Annotated in this window: 17 protein-coding genes; 11 read left to right on the forward strand and 6 right to left on the reverse strand. The window is 71.5% G+C overall.

All coding sequences use genetic code 11. The features are described from left to right. Positions 1 to 102 precede the first annotated feature (102 nt). The gene (locus VF647_03810) at positions 103 to 414 is read right to left on the reverse strand and encodes a hypothetical protein (GenBank protein HEX8451196.1); all 312 of its coding nucleotides are present in this window, start codon (positions 412 to 414) and stop codon (positions 103 to 105) included. A 122-nt stretch (positions 415 to 536) separates the two neighbouring features. Here VF647_03810 and VF647_03815 point away from each other — a divergent pair, with 122 nt between their 5' ends. Further along, positions 537 to 1,385, forward strand: a complete 849-nt coding sequence (locus VF647_03815; protein ID HEX8451197.1) for an SDR family NAD(P)-dependent oxidoreductase — start codon at positions 537 to 539, stop codon at positions 1,383 to 1,385. Positions 1,386 to 1,786: 401 nt separating this feature from the next. Here VF647_03815 and VF647_03820 read toward each other — a convergent pair whose 3' ends face one another. Further along, the gene (locus VF647_03820) at positions 1,787 to 2,176 is read right to left on the reverse strand and encodes a hypothetical protein (protein HEX8451198.1); all 390 of its coding nucleotides are present in this window, start codon (positions 2,174 to 2,176) and stop codon (positions 1,787 to 1,789) included. Between the two features lie 284 nt (positions 2,177 to 2,460). Here VF647_03820 and VF647_03825 point away from each other — a divergent pair, with 284 nt between their 5' ends. The 10 genes from VF647_03825 (at position 2,461) to VF647_03870 (ending at position 11,636) form a co-directional block, all read left to right on the forward strand. Further along, on the forward strand, positions 2,461 to 4,077 hold the full coding sequence (locus VF647_03825) for a M14 family metallopeptidase (GenBank protein HEX8451199.1): 1,617 nt from the start codon (positions 2,461 to 2,463) through the stop codon (positions 4,075 to 4,077). A gap of 238 nt (positions 4,078 to 4,315) precedes the next feature. Next, positions 4,316 to 5,551, forward strand: coding sequence for an MFS transporter (locus VF647_03830; protein HEX8451200.1), 1,236 nt, complete (start codon positions 4,316 to 4,318; stop codon positions 5,549 to 5,551). Positions 5,552 to 5,621: 70 nt separating this feature from the next. Next, positions 5,622 to 6,365, forward strand: coding sequence for an aquaporin (locus VF647_03835; GenBank protein HEX8451201.1), 744 nt, complete (start codon positions 5,622 to 5,624; stop codon positions 6,363 to 6,365). 167 nt (positions 6,366 to 6,532) lie between these two features. Next, positions 6,533 to 7,819, forward strand: a complete 1,287-nt coding sequence (locus tag VF647_03840; GenBank protein HEX8451202.1) for a hypothetical protein — start codon at positions 6,533 to 6,535, stop codon at positions 7,817 to 7,819. A gap of 341 nt (positions 7,820 to 8,160) precedes the next feature. Then, a complete protein-coding gene (locus VF647_03845; protein HEX8451203.1) occupies positions 8,161 to 8,415 on the forward strand; it encodes a DUF2007 domain-containing protein in 255 nt (84 codons plus the stop codon). A 20-nt stretch (positions 8,416 to 8,435) separates the two neighbouring features. Next, positions 8,436 to 9,575 (forward strand): PQQ-dependent sugar dehydrogenase, encoded by a 1,140-nt coding sequence (locus VF647_03850; GenBank protein ID HEX8451204.1) that lies wholly within the window; start codon positions 8,436 to 8,438, stop codon positions 9,573 to 9,575. Beyond that, complete coding sequence (locus VF647_03855) at positions 9,572 to 9,994, forward strand: VOC family protein (protein ID HEX8451205.1); 423 nt, start codon at positions 9,572 to 9,574, stop codon at positions 9,992 to 9,994. Before VF647_03850 ends, VF647_03855 begins: the two co-directional genes overlap by 4 nt. 70 nt (positions 9,995 to 10,064) lie before the next feature. Continuing rightward, positions 10,065 to 10,448 carry a hypothetical protein gene (locus VF647_03860; protein ID HEX8451206.1) on the forward strand — a complete coding sequence of 128 codons (384 nt, stop codon included), beginning with the start codon at positions 10,065 to 10,067 and terminating at the stop codon, positions 10,446 to 10,448. Positions 10,449 to 10,755: 307 nt separating this feature from the next. Continuing rightward, complete coding sequence (locus VF647_03865; protein HEX8451207.1) at positions 10,756 to 11,121, forward strand: antitoxin Xre/MbcA/ParS toxin-binding domain-containing protein; 366 nt, start codon at positions 10,756 to 10,758, stop codon at positions 11,119 to 11,121. A 14-nt stretch (positions 11,122 to 11,135) separates the two neighbouring features. Beyond that, entirely contained in the window at positions 11,136 to 11,636 is a 501-nt protein-coding gene (locus VF647_03870) for an RES family NAD+ phosphorylase (protein ID HEX8451208.1), read from the forward strand. Between the two features lie 3 nt (positions 11,637 to 11,639). Here the strand turns inward: VF647_03870 and VF647_03875 are convergent, their stop codons facing one another. The 4 genes from VF647_03875 to VF647_03890 all read right to left on the reverse strand — a co-directional run. Continuing rightward, a complete protein-coding gene (locus tag VF647_03875; GenBank protein HEX8451209.1) occupies positions 11,640 to 12,338 on the reverse strand; it encodes a haloacid dehalogenase-like hydrolase in 699 nt (232 codons plus the stop codon). 169 nt (positions 12,339 to 12,507) lie between these two features. Next, positions 12,508 to 12,978 carry a MarR family transcriptional regulator gene (locus VF647_03880; GenBank protein ID HEX8451210.1) on the reverse strand — a complete coding sequence of 157 codons (471 nt, stop codon included), beginning with the start codon at positions 12,976 to 12,978 and terminating at the stop codon, positions 12,508 to 12,510. A gap of 54 nt (positions 12,979 to 13,032) precedes the next feature. Then, entirely contained in the window at positions 13,033 to 14,955 is a 1,923-nt protein-coding gene (locus VF647_03885; GenBank protein HEX8451211.1) for a GAF domain-containing sensor histidine kinase, read from the reverse strand. A gap of 213 nt (positions 14,956 to 15,168) precedes the next feature. Next, the coding region (locus VF647_03890) for a LiaF domain-containing protein (GenBank protein HEX8451212.1) at positions 15,169 to 15,773 on the reverse strand (605 nt) is incomplete at its 5' end.

The following is a 15,773-nucleotide window of genomic DNA, read 5'->3' on the forward strand; positions in this document are numbered from 1 at the left end:
CCTCTCCTCTGCTCCGATGGTTCACCCGCACGTGGCGCGGGGGGCGCGGTGTGCGCGCCCCGTTCCCGCCTCGCCTCACGCCTGCCGAGGCGGGGGTGCGTGTCACGGCGTGGTGGTCGCGCCGTTGCCCGCGCCGTTGCCCGCGCCGCTCACCGGGGTGCCCGAGACGCCGGTGGTGTCCGTGGCGCCCGCCGCCGGCATAGCTCCGGTGGCGCTGTCGCCGGGCATCGGAGGCGGCGTGGTGGTGGCCGCGCCCGTACCCGCGCCGGTTGTGTCCAGCGCCGGCGCAGCGGAGCCGTCCGGTGCGCCGGCCGTGGTGTCCGCCGTGGCGCCGTTCGATGCGTTGCCGCCGCCGCCGCACGCGGCCAGCAGCGCCGCGATGGCGAGTGTCGGGATGATTCCGCTTCTCCGCATGCGTCCTCCGTGGGGTGTGGGTGCGTAAATGGGTCGGCGCGCCGTCGCAACGGGCGTGCCGGGCGTGGCTCAGCATGAGTGTTGCGCACGGTGCGCTCAACCGCCGAACGGAGGAGGCCGGGATGGAGGGTAAGGTGTGCGTGGTGACGGGCGCCACCGGAGGGATCGGCGGGGCGACGGCGCGGGGGCTGGCGGCGCGGGGCGCGACGGTGCTCCTGGTGGCGCGCGATGCCGTCCGCGGCGAGGCGCTGCGCGTGTCGATCTCGCGGGAGACGGGGAACGAGCGCGTGCGCCTGGTGCGCGCGGACCTGTCGTCGCAGGCGGAGGTGCGCGCCGCGGCGGCGCAGATCGCGGCGGAGCACCCGCGTGTGGACGTGCTGGTGAACAACGCCGCCGTCTACACGCGGAAGCGCGCCGTGTCCGTGGATGGGATCGAGCTCCAGTGGGCGGTCAACCATCTCGCGCCCTTTCTGCTGACCGACCTCCTTCTCGACCGCCTGCGTGCGGCGGGCGACGGGCGCGTGATCACCGTCTCCTCCGGTGCGCACAAGGGGCGGTTCATCCCGTGGGATGACATGGAGATGCGGCGGCGCTACTTCGGCTGGCGGACGTACGGGGTGACGAAGCTGGCGAACCTCCTCTTCACCCGCGAGCTCGCGCGCCGCGAGAGCGGGATCGTCGCGCACGCCATGCACCCCGGTGTCGTCGCCACGGAGCTGCTGATGCGCGGATTTCCGCCGATCCGGCTGTTTCGCCGGTTTCTCAAGACGCCTGAGGAAGGCGCCGCGACAGTGATCTTTTTGGCGACGTCGCCGGAGGCGGGGAGGTCAAGCGGGAGGTACTGGATCGACGAGCGACCCGCGGAGCCAGACCCCGCGGCGCTGGACGACGAGGCCGCGCGACGGTTGTGGCGGTGGAGCGAGGAGATGGTTGGGATAACGCCCGAGCGCAGCGAGGTGGGGACGGCCTGATGGGCGGAGGACGGTGCGCGGGATGGCACGGGCAGCCACGTGGGGCGGCCCCTACGGGATTGGTGTGCGTCAGGCGGGGATTGGGGCGGCGGCGGGGGTGGGCAGACACATAGGTCTGCCCCTACCGAGATCGGGGCCGCAGGTTGGGGGCGGGGCGGGGGCGGGCACGGGCGCGATGAATCGCGCCCCTACGAGATCTGTGCGTCAGGCGGGGATTGGGGCGGGGGTTGGGGTGGGCAGACACGCAGGTCTGCCCCTACCGAGATCGGTGGCGAGGGGTGGGGGCGGAGCGGGGGCAGGGGTGGGCGCGATGAGTCGCGCCGCGACGAGATGCCGACCCGGGGAGGAGTGCACCCTTTCCCCCGCTTGCGGGGGAGAGGGCCGGGGAGAGGGGGAGCCCGCTACGACTCCAGGTCGGAGGTCCACTGGGGGGCGTTGTGGCCCAGGGACTGGAAGAGGCCGCGCAGGAGGGCGGCGGCGCGGGGGATGGCGGCTTCGCGGTCTTCCTCGGGGATGCCGAGGAGGAGAAGCTCGAGGGCGATCCGCGCGTCTTCGGCGGCCAGGGCGTCGTCAGCGGCGCCGGCGAGGCCCTCGCGCAGCTCGCGGGCGTACCACTTCCTCCACAGGCGCGCGTTGCGCTCGTACGGCTCGGATCCGTCCACGAACTTCTTGGTGGCGCCCACTTTGACTCCGGCGCGCACGGCGACTTTGCGCAGCGACGTCCGCGCGACCTGCTCGCGGGCGTGCGCGCGGATGCGCTCCATGGACGCGTCGCGGTCGCGGTCAGCCATGTGCCCCTCCGTGGAGGGGTGGCCGAACGGTGCGCGTCAGAGCGCGCTGTGCACTGTGTTTACTTGAATTTAGGTTACACTCTTACATTACAGGCACCTTTCCGAACCGGCAAGAACCGGCCCCAAACTTCTGCACCGTGGACACTCCCGCGAGGCGGTTGAAATGCCATGCGCGCAGCTTGGGCCAGATCTGCGTGGGGACGCACGCAGGCGGTTGCGTGTGCGCCCCCGCCCGCTACGTTTCGTCCGCACGAAGGCCCACTCGCCCCCAGACCGTACCCGTGATGCCCGCATCCATCCGCCGGACCGCGCTGGCCGCGCTCATCGTGGCCGCGCCCCTCGCCGCCCAGACGGAGCCGCGCACCCGTCCCGAGCGCACCGGCTTCCGCGAGACGTCGCGCTACGACGAGGTGGTCGCGTTCATGGAGGCGGTCGACGCCCGCTCGCCGCGCATCCACCTCACCACCTTTGGCTACACGCTGGAGGGCCGCCCCCTTCCGCTCGCCGTGGTGGGGAACGTGCGCGACGCATCGCCCGAAGCGGTGCGCGCGTCGGGGAAGACGGTGGTCTACCTCCAGGGCAACATCCACGCGGGTGAGGTGGAGGGGAAGGAGGCGCTCCAGGTGCTTCTGCGCCAGCTCGCGAGCGGGGAGCACGCGGCGTGGGCCGACTCGCTCGTCCTCCTCATCGCGCCCATCTACAACGCCGATGGGAACGAGCGGGTGAACCTCACGAACCGGCCGCACCAGTTGGGGCCGATCGGAGGGATGGGGCAGCGGCCAAACGCGCAGGGGCTGGACCTGAACCGCGACCACACCAAGCTGGACTCGCCCGAGGCGCGCTCGCTGCTGGAGATGGCGCGCGCGTACGACCCGCACGTGTGGGTGGACCTGCACACGACCAACGGCACCTTCCACGCGTACCACCTGACCTACGCGACCCCGCTGCACCCAAACACCGATGCGCTGGTGGCGGGGCCGCTGAACGGCGAGTGGCTCCCCGCGGTCATGCGGGCGATGAAGCGGAAGCACGGGCGCGAGCTGCACGACTACGGCAACGTCCCCAACCCGGAGAGCACGTGGGCGGCGGCGCGCGGTGCGGAGCGCGGGTGGTACACGTTCGACCACCGCCCGCGCTTCAGCAACAATTACGCGGGGCTGCGCAACCGCTTCGGCATCCTGAGCGAGGCGTTCGCGTATCTACCCTTCGAAGACCGCATCGCGGTGACGGGCGAGTTCGTGGAGGAGGTGCTGGGGTGGGCGCACGCGAACGCCACCCGCATCCGCCGCGCGACCGAGGCCGCGGACCGCCGCACGCTGGCGGGCGAGCGGCTGGCTGTCACCGCGCGGCTGCACCGCGGCGCGCAGCCCATCGAGATCCTGATGGGCGCCGTCGACACCCTGCGCCACCCCTACACCGGCGAGCTCATGATGCGCCGGCGCGACGTGGTGCGCCCGGAGCGGATGGCGGACTTCTCCACCTTTGAGGCTGACGAGACGGAGGTGGTGCCCGCCGCCTGGCTCGTTCCCGCGGAGCTGGCGGAGGTGGCCGACCGGCTGGCCGCGCACGGCGTCCGCTCGGAATGCCTCGCCGCTCCGCAGCGGATGATGGTGGAGGAGTTCCGCATCGACTCCACGCGCACCGCGGAGCAGCCCTTCCAGAACCACCGCGAGCGCCGCGTGTGGGGCCGCTACGTCCGCACGGAGCGCGTCGTGCCGGCCGGGACGCTGCGCATCACCTCTTCGCAGCCGCTCGGCCGCCTGGCGTTCACCCTGCTGGAGCCGCGCTCGGACGATGGCTTCCTCAACTGGAACCTGATGGACGCCGCGCTTGAGAAGACGCCGGGGGTGTATCCGGTGGTGCGGGTGATGGCCGCGGGCGCCGCGGGCGCCGGGCGGTGAACGCACCCGGGCATCCGGCCGCCGGGGGCTGAAGCCCCCGGCTGGAACGACGGGAAGAAGGCTGAAGCCGTCTCGCGCGGGGCGGGTCGGCGTCGTATGCAGAATTGCAGCGCACTCACGCACTCACGCACTCACGCACTCACGCACTTTCCTTCGCCGGTTCGCGCGGGTACGTTGTGCGCCGTAGCCCGCCCCCATCCCCATCCAAGGAGCGCGTCTGGGCAAGCTGGCCGTCCTGATGATCACGGCGTTCGTGGACATGGTGGGTCTCCTCATGGTGATCCCCCTGCTCCCGTTCTATGCCAAGAACCTCGGCGGCGGCGGGCTGATGGTGGGCGTGCTGGTGTCCGCCTTCTCGGCGGCGCAGCTCCTCTCGGCGCCGCTGTGGGGGCGCGTCTCGGACCGCTACGGGCGCCGGCCGGCGCTCCTGGTGGGGCTCTTTGCGTCCGCCATCGCGTACGTGGTGTTCGCCTACGCGCAGTCGCTCACGGTTCTCTTCCTCTCCCGTCTGGTGCAGGGCGCGGGCGGGGGGACGGTGGGCGTGGTGCAGGCGTACGTCGCCGATGCTACGGAGCCCCAGAACCGCGCGCGCAGCCTGGGATGGCTCTCCGCCGCGACCAACGTGGGGGTGACGATCGGGCCGCTGCTGGGGTCGGCGTCGCTGGGGTGGGGCGGCCGCTCCGCGCCGGGGCTGATGGCGGCCGGGCTGTGCCTGGCGAACATGCTCTTCGCCTGGAGGTTCCTGCCGGAATCGCGCGTGGTGTCGCGCGACGAGATGGGCGCGCCGCCGCCCCGCCGCCCGCGCGAGGCCGTGATGCGCGTCATCACCAACCCCGGCGAGGCGGCGCCGCGCCTCATCTGGATCTACGCCATCGGGATGGGGGCGTTCTCGGGGTTCACGGCGGTGCTGGCGCTCTTTCTGGCGGCGCGCTTCGGCTTCACCGAGCACAACATCGGCTACGTCTTCGCGTGGAACGGCGCCATCTCGGTGCTGATGCGCGCGCTGGTGCTGGGGCCGGTGGTGGACCGCTTCGGCGAGGCGCGGCTGTCGCGCTACGGTCAGGGGCTGCTGGGGATCGGGCTCCTGGCGCTTCCCCTCACCTGGCGCGTTCCGGGGATGCTGAGCGTCGGGGGGATGCAGATCGAGTGGCGCTGGGTCTTCCTGGGGCTCGCCATCTCGCTCGTGCCCGTGGGGACGGCGTTCACCTTCCCCTGCGTGACCTCGCTCCTGTCGCAGGTGATCCTGCCGCGCGAGCGGGGAGTGATGATGGGAGTCCAGCAGACCTTCGGCGGCGCGACGCGTGTGCTGGGGCCGCTCTGGGCCGGGTGGTCGTTCGATCACCTGGGGACGCAGTACCCCTTCATCACCAGCGCCATCCTGGTGCTGGGGACGATCTTCCTGGGGCTGGGGATCGAGGGCCGCGCCCGCCCCGGCCCCGATGCCGCGCCCGCCGCCGCACCCTCGCGCGCTTGACGGCGCGCCGCTCCGCGCGGACATTGCGGCCAGCCACATCCCCGTCCTCCCTCAACCCACCGGCCCCGCCATGCCCGACCGTCTGATCCGCGCCCTAGTCTCCGAGGCCATCGGCACCTTTGCGCTCTGCTTCGCCGGCATCCTGGCGATCAGCGCCGGCAACCTGAGCGGCAACGAGGGCGCGACGTCGCTCACCACCGTCGCCTTCGCGCACGGGCTGGCCATCTTCGTGATGGTGGCGGCGCTGGGCGCCAACTCGGGCGGGCACTTCAACCCCGCGGTCACGGCGGGCTTCGTGGCCACCGGCCGCATGGATCTGCGCCGCGGCGCCATGTACGTGGGCGCGCAGCTCGCGGGCGCGCTGCTGGCTTCGGCGCTGCTCGCGGGCGCCTTCGGGGCGGAGGTGGCGGCGGACGGCACCCCCGGCGTGGCGGACGGGATCACCGTGTGGGGCGCGCTCGTGCTGGAGGCGATCGCGACCTTCTTCCTGGTGCTCGTCGTCTTCGGAACGGCGGTGGACGAGCGGGCGCCGCGAACGGTGTTCCCCCTCGCCATCGGCCTCACCGTGGCGCTGGACATCATGGCGATCGGGCCGATGACGGGCGCGGCGATGAACCCGGCGCGCGCCTTTGGACCCGCGCTGGTGAGCGGCGTTTGGGATGCGCACTGGGTGTACTGGCTCGCCCCCCTGCTGGGCGGCGTCGCGGGCGCGTACGTGCAGCACGCCTTCCTGATGGAGCGCGGCGCCCCCACCGCCAGGACCGCCGAGCGCGGCGGCCCCGCTCCCGTGGAGCAGCGCTTCGACAACGTCTGATTCAATCCGACATCTGAAAACCACGTGGAGGCGCGGAGGAAGTTCTCTCCGCGCCTCCGCGTGCGATGGATATCGTCCGGCGCGGTGGCGCTTGACTCGCGCCATTCAGCCTGGCATACTCTTGCGCTCCAGATGTTCCCCCGGAAGTTCCCCGCGCCCCCTATCCCATGCTCCGCATCATCGCGCTCGTCGCCGCCCTGGTGGCGGTGGCGCCGGCTGCCGCCCAGCAGACCGCCCCGGCCGCGCAGCCCGAGGCCGTGCGGGTGTTCCTGGACTGCAACGGCTTCCACTGCGACCAGGATTTCTATCGCACCGAGATCAACTGGGTGGGCTACGTCCGCGACCGGCAGGACGCGGACGTGCACGTGCTCATCACCCGCCAGCAGACCGGGAGCGGCGGCGGGGAGCACACCCTGGAGTTCATCGGCCTCAGGCGCTTCCAGGGGGTGAGCCAGACTCTCCGCTTCACCTCCGGGCCGAGCCAGACGGAGGACGAGGTGCGGCGCGGGCTGGCGGAGATCATCAAGCTGGGGCTGGTGCGTTACGCCGCCGACTCGCCCGCCGGCGCCCGTCTGCGCGTGACGATCCCCGGCGCCGCGGAGAGCGCCCCCAAGGCCGCCGAGGGGCGCGATCCGTGGGACCACTGGACGTTTCGCGCGGGCGTGCGCGGGTATTTCAACGGGGAGAGCAGCTACACCTCGCGCGACCTGAACGGCTCGCTTTCGGCGAACCGCGTGACGGCCGGCTGGAAGACGCGCCTCTCGCTGAACGCCAACAGCAGCCGCAGCGAGTACGAGCTGACCGACACCAGCACCTTCGTCAGCTCGCAGGAGACGTACAGCAGCTCCGCGCTGGTGGTGCGCAGCCTGGGGGCGCACTGGTCCGCCGGCGCGAAGGCGTCCGCGCTCCGCTCCACGTATTCCAACTACGACCGGCTCGTGCGCGCCGGCCCGGCGGTGGAGTACAACGTCTTTCCGTACTCCGAATCCACCCGGCGGCAGCTCACGTTGCAGTACGCCGTATCCGGCATCAGCGCGGCGTACGACGAGCGCACCCGCTTCGGCAAGCTCGACGAGACGCGGGTGGAGCACTCGCTCACCACCTCGCTCGACCTGAAGCAGCCCTGGGGTTCCATCGGCGTCTCGGCCGAGGCCGCGCACCTGCTGGACGACGCGGCGCGCAACCGGCTGGTGCTCTTTGGGAACGCGGACGTGCGCCTCTTCAAGGGCCTCTCGCTCAACTTCTTTGCGAGCGGCTCCCGCGTGCGCGACCAGTTGAACATCCGCGACCGCACGGGCACCCCCGAAGAGATCCTCACCCGCGAGATCGAGCAGCTCACCGCCTTTCGCTACTTCGCCTCGGTGGGGCTCAGCTACACCTTTGGCTCCATCTACAACAGCGTGGTGAACCCGCGCTTCGGCGGGTCCAGCGGCGGCGTGGTGTTCATCAACTGACGCAGCGTTCGGGGCTACGGCAGGCACGGGCAGACACGTGGGTCTGCCCCTACCGGCATCGGTTCGTTGCGCGGGCCGTGGAGCAGCGCTGGGCACGGGCGGGCAGACACGTGGGCCCGCAGCCACGGGTATCGAGGCGGCGGGCCGCGGAGCCGCGCGGGGCACGGGCGCGATGAATCGCGCCCCTACAGGGCATCTGCGAAGCGCGCGCGGAGTTCTCCCCCTCACCCGCCCTGCGCCCCCGCAGGCGGGGGAGGGGGGGAGGGGGCCCACTGGACGCCCCGCACCCGCTCCGGTTAACATGACGGACGCACCCTGACGCATCCCTGAACTCCACGCGCATGTTCCTGGAAGGCCCTCCCTGGGAGGTGGCAGGAAGCTTCGGCACGGTGCTGGAGGCCGAGTTCGCGGCGGCCACGCTGCAGGAGGCCGGCATCCCGGCGCGGGTGCACGGCGCGCACGTGGGGATCTGGGGCGCAGGCTACCAGGGACCCTCCATGTACGGCGTGAGCGTCGTCGTTCCCCGCCAGCGGCTGGAGGAGGCGAAGACGCTGCTGGGCGACTTTTTCGGGGAAGGCGGGGAGACGCAGGCGTAGAACCCGATCCGCAAGGACCCATGCTGCGCGCATCCGCACTCCTGCTCCTGGCGCTCGCCGCGTGCACCGGCGACGACCCCATCGATCCGCCCCCCGCCGTCGAAGCGCTCCGCCTCCAGGAAGTCGCCTCCGGCCTCGCGTCGCCCGTCTTCCTCACCTCGCCCGCGGACGACGCGCGGCTTTTCGTGGTGGAGCAGGCGGGGCGCATCCGCATCGTCGAGAACGGAGCGGTCCTCGCGACCCCGTTCCTGGACATCGCCGACCGCGTGGGGTCCGGAGGGGAGCGGGGGATGCTGAGCATGGCGTTCCATCCCCGCTACGCGCAGAACGGCTTCTTCTACGTCTACTACACGGACCGCACCGGCGACATCCGCGTGGACCGCTTCCGCGTCTCGGCGGACCGCGCGCGGGCCGACGCGGCGACGGCGCGCAACATCATCACCATCGCGCACCGCGACGCGTCCAACCACAACGGCGGGCTGGTGGCGTTCGGGCCGGACGGGCGGCTGTACCTGGCCACGGGCGACGGGGGCGGCGGCGGCGACCCGCAGCGGAACGGCCAGAACCCCGCGTCGCTGCTGGGCAAGATGCTGCGGCTGGACGTGGACGGCGCCGAGCCGTACGCCATCCCCGCCGGCAACGCCTTCGCGGGCGGCGGCGGGCGGCCCGAGATCTGGGCGATCGGCCTGCGCAACCCGTGGCGCTTCGCCTGGGACCGCGAGGCGGGGACGCTTTTCGTGGCGGACGTTGGCCAGAGCGCGTGGGAGGAGGTGGACGTCGTCCCCGCCAACGCGGCCGGGCTCAACTACGGGTGGAACGTGATGGAAGGGGCGCACTGCTACCCCAACGGCTCCACCTGCGACGCCGCCGGCAAGACGCTCCCGGTGCTGGAGTACGGCCACGGCGACGGCTGCTCGATCACCGGCGGCTACGTGTACCGCGGAAGCGCGATGCCCGCACTGCGGGGTACCTACTTCTATTCGGACTTCTGCGGCGGCTGGCTGCGCAGCTTCCGCATGGCGAACGGCGCGGTCACCGACCGGCGCGATTGGGCGGTGGGGAGCATCGGCAACGTCCCCTCCTTCGGCGAGGACGCGCAGGGCGAGCTGTACCTGCTGCTGGCCGGCGGTCGCGTCCTGCGCATCGTCCCGGCCTCGTGACGGTGCGCCTCCGCGAGATCCTGGAGACCAGCCTCTACGCCGACGACCTGGAGGCGGCGGAGCGCTTCTACGCGGACGTGCTGGGGCTGGAGACGATCTCGTGCGTCCCAGGCCGCCACGTCTTCTTCCGCTGCGGCGACCGCGTCTTCCTGGTCTTCAACCCCGCGCGGACGCTGGAAGGCGGCAGGATTCCGCCGCACGGCGCGAGCGGGCCGGGGCACGCCGCCTTCGCCGTGGCCGATGCGGAGCTCGTGGAGTGGCGCGCCCGCCTGGCGGCGCACGGCGTGGAGGTGGAGATGGAGGTCGACTGGCCGGGCGGCGGGCGTTCGCTCTACTTCCGCGACCCGGCGGGGAACAGCCTGGAGCTGGGCACGCCCGCCATCTGGGGCATTCCGGAGGAGCGCATCTTCCGCGACTGAATCCTGGCCGCCGCTCGTTCCGTTCTGCACTCAGCTTTCAACGACAACCCTCGAACCCGGAGCACCTGCAATGCGGCAGCACATCGACACCGTCGCCTGGATCCACATCGCGTTCGGCGGCCTGGGAGTGCTGGCGGCGCTGGCCGTGGGAGGGTTCGTGGGCGGTCTGGGGCTCTTTGCGGACGACGCGCAGACGGCCGGAATCCTGGCGCTGGTGGCGGGGTTCATCGCGGTGGTGATGGGGCTCCTCTCGGTCCCGTCGCTGGTGGGCGGATGGGGCCTGCTCAAGCGCCGGCCGTGGGCGCGGATGCTGGTGCTGATCTCCTCCTTCCTGCACCTCCTGAACATCCCGGTCGGCACCCTCGTGGGCGCGTACAGCATCTGGGTCCTGATGAACGACGAGAGCCGCCACATCCTCTCCGGCGGTGACCCCTACCCACCGCTGCCCCGGTAACGGCCGCAGGCGCTCGCGGCCGCGCCATCGTCGACGCACACGCAAATGCAAACCGCCCCGGCCCGAGATCTCTCAGGCCGGGGCGATTCGTGTGGGGACCACAAGGAGCGCGAACATGCCGTTTGCGCCACGCCTAAGACATGCTTGTTCCCGGTGTGGCGTACCCTGAGCGCAGCAACACTTAAACCTAAGCAAACCATGCAGTTGAGCCACGCCGGAAAGATGACATTTACGATGTCACTTGACGTGGCACCGGGCGGCCGCCACCATTGGATCGTGTACGCATTCCAACAGACGATCGGTAACCATGATGGCGCCTACCGACACGACCGAACGCTCGATGAACGCCGAGGTGATCGCCTGGGCGCATGACGAACTGGGGATCGGCTATCGCGAGATCGGGCGGGTGGTCCGCGCGAGCGAGCGGACCGTTCTGCGCTGGAAGAGCCGCGAGACCCTCGCTTCGCCACGGCACAGGCCGCGGATCCAGGGCCTGAACCGGCTCAAGTACCTCCTCTCCCGCGTCTTCCGCGATGCCGAGGGTGCGCACGGGTGGCTCCACGCGCCCGTGCCCGCGCTCGGCGGCCGCACGCCGATCTCCTACCTGCGCGAAGGAAAGCTCCGCCCCGTGTTGGAGGTGCTCGCCGGATTCGATGCGGGGGTCTTCGTGTGAGGATCCGGCGCACGGTGTGGCGTCACGTCCCGGCAGGCACCGAGCCGCTGCACATCGGGTGGATCGAGCTGGCGCGTGGCCGCTGGAACACACAGCGGCCACGGCTCGCATGCCTGTACACCGCGCTTACGCCGGAAGGCGCCATCGCCGAGTACCGAAAACACTACATCGATGCAGGGCTATCCGACATCGGCCGGACGCAGCCTCGCGACCTGGTCTCGATCCACGTAGACGTCGCTCCGGTGCTGAACCTCGACGATGAACACGAACTGGAGCGGCGGGGGCTCTCTGCTGTGGCGCTCACCGGACCGAGGCGGACGGCGTACCCGCTGTGCCATCGAATCGCTCACGAAGCCGTGGCGGACGGGTACCGCGCGATACTCGCTCCCTCGGCCGCGCTGGCAGGTGGCCGGGTACTCCTCGTCTATCCCGAGTCGTCGTACGGGCGTCTCCTCCTGCGCAACGGTGCGGACCGGCTTCTGCTTAACCATGGCACAGCCCCTATCGTGCCGTAACGTTCAGCATTCCCCCACAATCGCCTGCCACGCGGCGTCGGTGTCGTGGAAGTTGGTGAAGAGGTGGTCGGGGGTGTGGGAGGCGAGGTCGGCGGCGGTGTGGCGGCCGGTGGCGACGGCGATGGTGCGGACGCCCAGGTGCGCGCCGCAGGTGATGTCGAAGGGGGTGTCGCCCAGGATCACGATCTCCTTGCCCGCGTACTCCACGCCCGTCCGCTCGCGTGCGCGGCGCACGGCGACGGCGGGGAGCTCCGGGCGGTCGGCGTGGTCGGAGCCGTATGCGCCCACGCGGAAACGCTCCCACGCCAGCCCCGCGGCATCCACCTTGATCCGCGCGCCCTCTTCGATGTTCCCCGTCAGCAACCCCATCACCACCTCGCCGCCCGCCCCGTCCACACGCCGCAGCAACTCGGGAATCCCAGGGAGCGCCTCGACCTGGGTATGCTCCATCTCCCGGCGCAGGTTGGCGACGTAGTGCGTCCAGAGGTCCGCGAGGCGGCGGTCGATCTCGTCGCGCGGGAGCCCGGCGGCGCTCATGAGGGCGTGGACGATCTCGGGATCGGTGCGCCCGGCGAAGGAGTAGCCGTCTATGGGGCCGGTGGTGCCGAACACGTCCACCAGCGCGTCGTGCAGCGCCCGCTTCCCGGCGCCGTCCGCGGTGAGAAGGGTTCCGTCGATGTCGAAGAGGACCAGCCGCCGCATGCCGCGTCTCGGTAAGGGAATCGAAAACCGACGAAAAGCCTCGCACAGAGAACACAGAGGGAACCGCAAGCCACAGAGAAAACCTTTTGCCGTTCTCTCTGTATCTCTGTGTCTCTGTGTGAGCCACGCAGTTGCAGTTAGCTCTGCGTCTCCGCGTCTCCGCGTGGGACTACTGGCAGCAGGATGCCTCGGTGGCACCCGCGTGCAGGGCGGCGGTGCGGGCCAGGTCGCGGATGAAGTTGAGCGTGGTGCGGCGCACCGCCGCGTCCGTTCCCGCCAGCACCGCCTGCATCTCCCAGACGGCATCGGAGCGGAGCTGGTCCTGGAGCGCAAACCCCTCGTCCGTCAGGTGGAGCTGGAGGGCGCGGCGGTCGGCGGGGTCGGCGGTGCGCGTCACCCAGCCGCGGTACTCCAGCGCGGCCACGATGCGGCTGGCCGTGCTCTTGTCCACGAACAGCTCGGCGGCCAAGCGGTTGAGCGAGATCGGCCCGAGCCGCTCCAGCGCCTCCAGCGCGTGCGCGCCGGACACGGTGATGCCGTAAAACGCCACGCGGTCGCGCGAGCGGTGCTGCTGGAGGCGCACCACGTCGCCCAGGGCACGGTGGAACGCTTCGGCTTCGTCGTGGAGGGGTGATTCCATGGGGAGCGCCCGGTTGGTGGATGCAACCGATGGTACCGTGCCGCACCCCGCGAGTCAACGGGCGGGCGCGGCGGGGAGGGTGAAGGAGAAGGTGCTTCCCGCGCCCGGCGTGCTCGCCACCTCCACGTGGCCGCCGTGTGCCTCCACGATCCCCTTCACGATGGGGAGCCCCAGCCCCAGCCCGCGCCGGTCGGTGCGGCGCGCCTGCCAGAAGCGGTCGAAGAGGCGCGGCAGGTGCTCCGCCGGAATCCCCGCGCCGGTGTCCGCCACCTGGAAGCACACGGCGCCCCCCATCCCCTCCGCGCGCAGCGTGACGATGCCCCCTTCCGGGGTGAACTTGATGGCGTTCCCCACCAGGTTGCTGAACACCTGCACCAGCCGGTCGCGGTCGGCGTACAGAACGGGTAGGCGGTCGCCAGCATGGCACTCCATCCGCAGCCCGGCGCGCTCCGCCAGCGGGCGCATCATCGACTCCACCTCGTCCAGCAGGGTGGGGACCTCCACCATCGAGCAATCCACCGCCAGCCGCCCCGTCTCGATGCGCGTGATGTCGAGCAGGTCCTCGATCATCCGGTTCATGCTGTCGGTGGAGCGCTTGATGATCGCGAGCTGCTTGCGCACCATCTCGCCCCCCTTGCCCTCGGGAAGGACGTCGAGGAGGAATGAGGAACTCATCCCCACCGTGTGGAGCGGGTTGCGCAGGTCGTGCGAGACGATGGAGAGCATCTCGTCGCGCGTGCGAACCGCCGTCTCCGCTTCGGAGCGGGCGCGGCGCTCCTCCTCCATCACCAGCGCGCGGCGGAAGGCGACGGAGAGGAGGTCGCCCATGGCGCGGGCGTGGGCGGCCTCCTCGTCGCCGAAGGCGCCCTGGCCCGGCGAGCGGAGGAGGATCAGCGCGCCAAGCACCCCCTCGTCGTCGGCGAGGGGAACCACGAGCCCGGTGCACCGCTCGCACGACTTCTCCAGGTACGGCGCCATCGACTCGCCGATCTTCGCCACCTCGGCGAGGGCGCGGGGCTCGCGCGCCTCGATGATCTCGGAGGTGAGCGAGCCCGGGTACGGCGCCCGCGTGCCGAGCGGGGGTACGCCCTCGCCCGAGCCCGCGACCACCACCACCTCGTGCGCCTGGGCGCGCTCCACGTACGCCCCGAACGCGCGGGTGGAGTGCACCGCCTCCTCCGCCACCTTCTCCACCATCTCCTTCACCGAGAGCGCGCCGCTGAGGGTGCGGGCGAGGGCGCGCAGCGACGCCTCCTTTTCGACGCGCACCGCCACCTGCGACGCGAGCCGCCGCTCCCGCACCGTCAGCGCGGTGACGGCGCCGACCGCGGCCAGCGCTAGCACGGTGAGGAAGAGGGAGCTGGCCAGCTCGATCCGCTCGTAGCCGCGGATGCGGTCACGGTGGTTGGCGGCGATCGCTTCCAGCTCCTTCTGCACCTCCGCGGCCGATTTGAGCGCCAATTCGTAGTGCTGCTGTTGCACGCCCACCAGCGCGGCGAAGCGATCCGGGGGCCCCTCGCCGTGGATGAGGGACGCGCCGGGCTCGCGCCAGGCGCGCACGTTCCGGCGCAGGTCGGCCACGCGCACCACCACTCCGGGACCCAGACGGCGCGCGTACCCCTCGAGGTTTACCATCTCGCGCTCGGCTTTGTCGGCGGCGCGCGCGCTGCGCTCCAGGAAAGCGGGGTCGCGGTTGATGATGTAGCCGCGCCCGGCCGAGACCTCGACGGCGAGCGCTTCGTCCAGCTCGCCCTCGGACCGGCGCGCCGGCTCCACCACCTCGATGATCTCGCGGCGCAGCAGCTCGCTCCGCCGCTGGAGGAGCGCCGGCACCAGCACCAGCCCGAGCAGCGAGAACATCACCAGCGAGAGCGGAAGCCAGGTGCTCCGCCCCGGCACCTTTGGGCGGCGGGCGTGCGCGCTCGGGGGGGTGTGCTTGCGCGTCGAGGGCGTGCGTGGGTCGTGGTCCGGGGTCATGGCGGCGGGTTGGGCAAAGGGCGGGCCGCTTAGGGGGGTGGGGCTGCGGCGGGGACGGTCCGGCGGCTGGTCGCCGGGGGCTAAAGCCCCCGGCTGGAACGACGCGAAGGCGGCTGAAGCCGGCTCGAGGAACGCGGGATTCGACCCGCGAGTCCGCGAAGGCGGACTTTGTGCTGTTGTTGCAGCGAATTCACTCGCCAGGAACTGGGTCCTTCACCCCCCCAGGCGGCGCTGCTCCTTGGCGGCGCGGCGGAGCTCGCGGTGGCGCTGGCGGGCATCGCGGGCGGTCTCGCCGGGGTGGCGGACGCTCACCTCCACGCCGCCCATCAGGGCGAAGCCGCCGATGCGCAGGACCGGGGCGTCCGGCGGAGGCGGGTCCAGCGTGCGGCTGTGCTCCTCGAAGCCGCCCATCAGCGCGATCCCGTTCATCTCCACGCGCACGCCGGGCGGTACGACGACCTCCACGCCGCCCATCCAGGCGAAGACGTTCAGCTCGGTGATGCCGGGGGGCATGCGCGCCTCGCGGAAGTCCAGCTCGGCGCCCCCCATCACCGCGATCACGTTGAGTTGGCGCGAGGGGGTCCAGGCTCCCTTGCGCGTGGCGCCCGCCATCACCGCCACGATCGTCTGCTGCGGCGAGACCTGCGACGGGTGCGCGAGCTGCATTCCCGCGCTCACTACCGGCTCGGGAGCCTGCTCGGCGGGGATGTCGGCCACCAGGGCGCGGAGCTGGTCCACCGTGGAGGCGCGCTGGGCCGCGTCCAGGCGCGACTGGAGCTGGTCGGCGTCGATGTGTTCGAGCGCGAAGCCGCGGCAGA

The sequence above is a fragment of the Longimicrobium sp. genome, from assembly GCA_036387335.1.
In the GTDB taxonomy this organism is placed as follows: Bacteria; Gemmatimonadota; Gemmatimonadetes; order Longimicrobiales; family Longimicrobiaceae; genus Longimicrobium.